We start from the raw sequence: 3,742 nt of genomic DNA on the forward strand, positions 1-3,742 counted from the left end.
CTCGATTGGATCTGAGCCATCTAGTCACGCAGCCTTTCTTCGACTCTCGCCTTCAGAGCCTGGTTGAATGCCCGGTATCCCTTGACCACCGGTACGAATAGGAACGCTGAGATCACCGGCGAGAGGAACCCGGCCGCCGTCTCCGACTGCACGAAGTGGGTCTGGCTCCCGCCCAGAGGGTCGAGCCGGAAGTGCCGCTCGACGTTGTAGAGGAACGACGATCCCTGTTCCACCACCCAGCTGAGCTCGTTGGGCGGCTGGACCACGGTCAGAACGGGAGTGATGGGCATGACGAACGGCCCCATGTCCATCTTCACGAGCACCTTCTCCGACTGGCCGAGCCTGCCCTGGAAGCTCGTTATGAACGGGTTCCACTCCGGGTAGGAGCCGATGTCGGAGAAGACCTCCCACACCTGCTCCACCGGAGCGTTGATGACAATCGAGTCGCGGATCTCCATCAGGACGAGTTCCGGAACAGCTTGTCGGCGCCCCCGTAGGCCTCCAGCAGGTCCCCGGCAAACGCCTTGCCGAACTTGGCGACCGCCATGAAGCCCTCGACCACTCCCTGGTTGCCGTTGGGGTGCATGGTGGTCATCTGGCGGGCAAAGTCGTCCGGGATGATCTTCAGGATCCCGTTGGCCACAACCGGTGCGTCCTCCGAATCGCCGTCGTAGACGGTGATGTACAGAGTCGTCGTGTCGGACCACAGGTCGAACCCCGGGTCCTGGCGGATGGTCTTGTAGCCGAAGAAGCGGTACCGGCGACCCTCGTCGGTGCTCATCACCATGTTGTAGAGCATCTTTTTCGTGACCGGGTTGTCGTCGGTGTCGACGAACAGGTTGAACCGGCCCTCGGTGACCGACAGGGGCCTCTTCGACAGCATCGGGGCCTTCACGGTCCCGACCATCGCCGCCTCGTGCTCCTTGGTGTTGAGAAGCATGTCCAGGTCGTCGGCGAGAACGGTCAGCACGAACTCGAACGGAGAGTCGCCCTCCTTGCCCCGGTCGAAACCGGCCTGGAAGTCGCCGTCGTCGACCTTGGACATGAAGCCCTTCATGCTCTCGGTGAACTGCACGCCGATCGTGGGCGGCGTGTCCGGGACCACCGGGACCGGCGGCAGCGAGTAGTCGATCGTCCAGCCGCGCTCCTGGGCGAGCAGTGCGACGTTGCGCTCCGCCACCGCCGAGATCGTCAGCAGCGGGTTCACCCCTACCGACCGCGGGATCACCGACCCGTCCATCACGTACAGGCCTTCGTAGGTGCCGGCGCCCTGCTTGCCGCTGAACACCTGACCTTTGTGGTTCGTCACCCCATGCTCCGCGTCGTCGGCCATCACACAGCCGCCCAGCGGGTGGACGGTGACCAGGTCCTGCCCCAGCATCGGGGTCCAGGTCGGGTTCGGGATGTAGGTCCCGCCCAGGGCCTTGGTGGCCTGCTGAAGGGCGTCGTTGACGTTCTTGAACACCGGCTGGGCGCCGATCCCCGGCCATGCGACGCGCACCTTCTCGTTCTCGTCGAGCTCCAGCTTTCCGGCCGAGCCGTCGTGGGCCATCACGAGGTAGGTCTGGGTGTTGTCGACCGCACCCCTGCTAGCCCCGCCGACCAGGCTCTCGACCGCCCTCTTCTTCTCCTTCCACCAGTCGCCGGCGTCGGTGTCCTTGCCTACCGCCTTGGAGAAGGTGGCAAACGCCGCGGGGAGGAATTGACGGATCGCCCCGGGGATCGAGCCCTCCTCGATGACGAAGCCGTCCTCCAGGTCGGTCTGCTGGCGAACGTCGATGATTCCGGTGATGCATGGGCCCACGGGGTCGGCCTGCTCGGGCGGGATCGTGCCGAGGCCGATGCCGTTGATCTCGACGTCGCAGTTGTAGCCGAAGCCCAGTACATCGCCGTTGCCGGAAAACCCGCTGCCCAGCTGGTCCGACAGAGCCACGCCGTTCTTCCGGGAGCGGAGCAGGACCTCGGTGGAGCCGAGCGCCCCGGCGCCGATTACGACGATCCCGGCCCTGACGAACATAGGGGGAGCTTTGAAGTACTCCCGGCCGGTGTTGTGGAGGTCGAAATACACCAGCCACTCGCCGTCCTTCTGCTCCACCCGGTTCACCGCAGTTTTGGTGAAGATCTCGGCCCCGTGGTTAACCGCATCGGGCAGGTAATTCATGATCAGCGTGTTCTTGGCCGAGTAGTTGCAGCCTGAGACGCAGTCACCGCACAATTTGCAGGCGTGCTGCTCGACCCCGACGTGGTTGACACCCTCCTCGAAGGTGACGTTGATTGGCGGCCGGTAGAAGGTCTTGCCCATGGCTTCGGCCGAGATCCGCTGGGCCTCGAGCTTCTTCAGGACCGGGAACGTCTCCGGGTAGGGCGTGGCCTTCAACATCTCCAGGGCCCGTGTGTAGCCGGCCTCGATGCCCCCGGCCAGGTCGTCCCGGATCGCCTGCGGCCAGCGGGAGTCTTCGAACACCCGGGGCTCGGCCTTTAGAGAAACGTTGGCGTTGATCAGCGACGTGCCCCCCAGGCCGCACCCGACCAGGACGTTCAGGTCCGGGTTGACGTGGAAGTCCAGCAGGCCGGTGGCCGAGCCGATGTGGTGACCCGGCATGTCGACCTGCGTCTCCGCCACCGCCTCCGGGCCGGTGTCCGGGTACTCCCCGGGGCGGAACTCCTTGCCCCGCTCGAGCACGCAGACCTTCCGGCCGGCCCGGGCCAGCCGGGAGGCTGCGATGGAGGCGCCGTAGCCGGAGCCGACGACCACCACGTCGTAGCGGTCCCGGATCTCGTGGATCGGTTTCGACAGGCGGCTCATTTGTCCTCCTTGGGCTTGCGGGTCCGGGTGGTCTTCTTCTTGGGCTCCGGTTCGTGGACCTGGTCGGCCTCGTGGGCCTCGATCGCATCGGCTGCCGCCTCGGCGCCGGCGGCCGCCCCGGCAACGGCACCCGCCGCCGCTCCCGCCACCGCACCGGCGGTTGCGCCGGCGTCGCCCTCGAAGACCCTCGCCACCACGTCGGCGGCGTCCTTGACCTCGTCCTGGTAAAGGACCGCGCATCCCGGGTCGCGCACCACCAGGTACCCGAACATCGGGTGGTTGAGGTCGGTCATGTTCTCGTTCCAGTACTTCGCTGCGCTGTACAGGTGGTCGGGGGCGCTGTTGCGCTCCGAGGCGGACGGCGTGACGTCCAGGTCTATCCCCTCGAATGCGTACTCGACGTACGATGAGGAGAACATCGGAAACCCCTCCTCGAGCGGGTTCGGGCGGTGGCCCTGCGCCCAGTAGTACCCCTGCCACACGCTCAGCGCGGCCCACAGGTTGTAGCGGGCGCGGTCCCGGTTGGGGTGGGTCGCCTTCTGAAATACGGCCTCCGCCTCGTCGTCGGACATCTTCACTGCGATGAGGGCCGCATTTGCGGTTACCACCGGGCTCACGTAGTTGCCGAGCTTGCCGATGGTCAGCCCGTTGCTGTTCGGGTCGGCCATGGCGCCGCTGCGGGGGCTCATCGTGACCTCGAGCACCTTGGTGTTGGCCAGCTCCATCTTGTCGGTTGGGGTTTCGCCGGCTATGAGGAAGGCGTGCGACCACTTGCTCGGCCGGTGGTCGAACCGGACGACCCGTTGAGCCTGCCGGAGTGCAACCCCGATGAGGTCCCGTTCACCTACGAGGCCGATGACCATCTTGCCCTTGTTGCCCACGCCCTGGTCGTCCAGCCGCTTCAAGGCATCGAGAAAGAAGTCGAGGTTGTCCTTG

3 protein-coding genes are annotated in these 3,742 nt (G+C 65.7%); all 3 read right to left on the bottom strand.

Going from position 1 to position 3,742, the window contains the following annotated elements; translation table 11 throughout:
- Positions 1-20: 20 nt before the first annotated feature.
- Entirely contained in the window at positions 21-458 is a 438-nt protein-coding gene (locus VFV09_03360) for an SRPBCC domain-containing protein (protein HEU4866746.1), read from the bottom strand.
- Positions 458-2,806 carry a GMC oxidoreductase gene (locus tag VFV09_03365; protein HEU4866747.1) on the bottom strand — a complete coding sequence of 783 codons (2,349 nt, stop codon included), beginning with the start codon at positions 2,804-2,806 and terminating at the stop codon, positions 458-460. Before VFV09_03365 ends, VFV09_03360 begins: the two co-directional genes overlap by 1 nt.
- The coding region (locus VFV09_03370) for a hypothetical protein (protein HEU4866748.1) at positions 2,803-3,742 on the bottom strand (940 nt) is incomplete at its 5' end. The genes VFV09_03365 and VFV09_03370, both read right to left, overlap by 4 nt.

Source organism: Actinomycetota bacterium (assembly GCA_035759705.1).
In the GTDB taxonomy this organism is placed as follows: Bacteria; Actinomycetota; CADDZG01; order JAHWKV01; family JAHWKV01; genus JAJCYE01.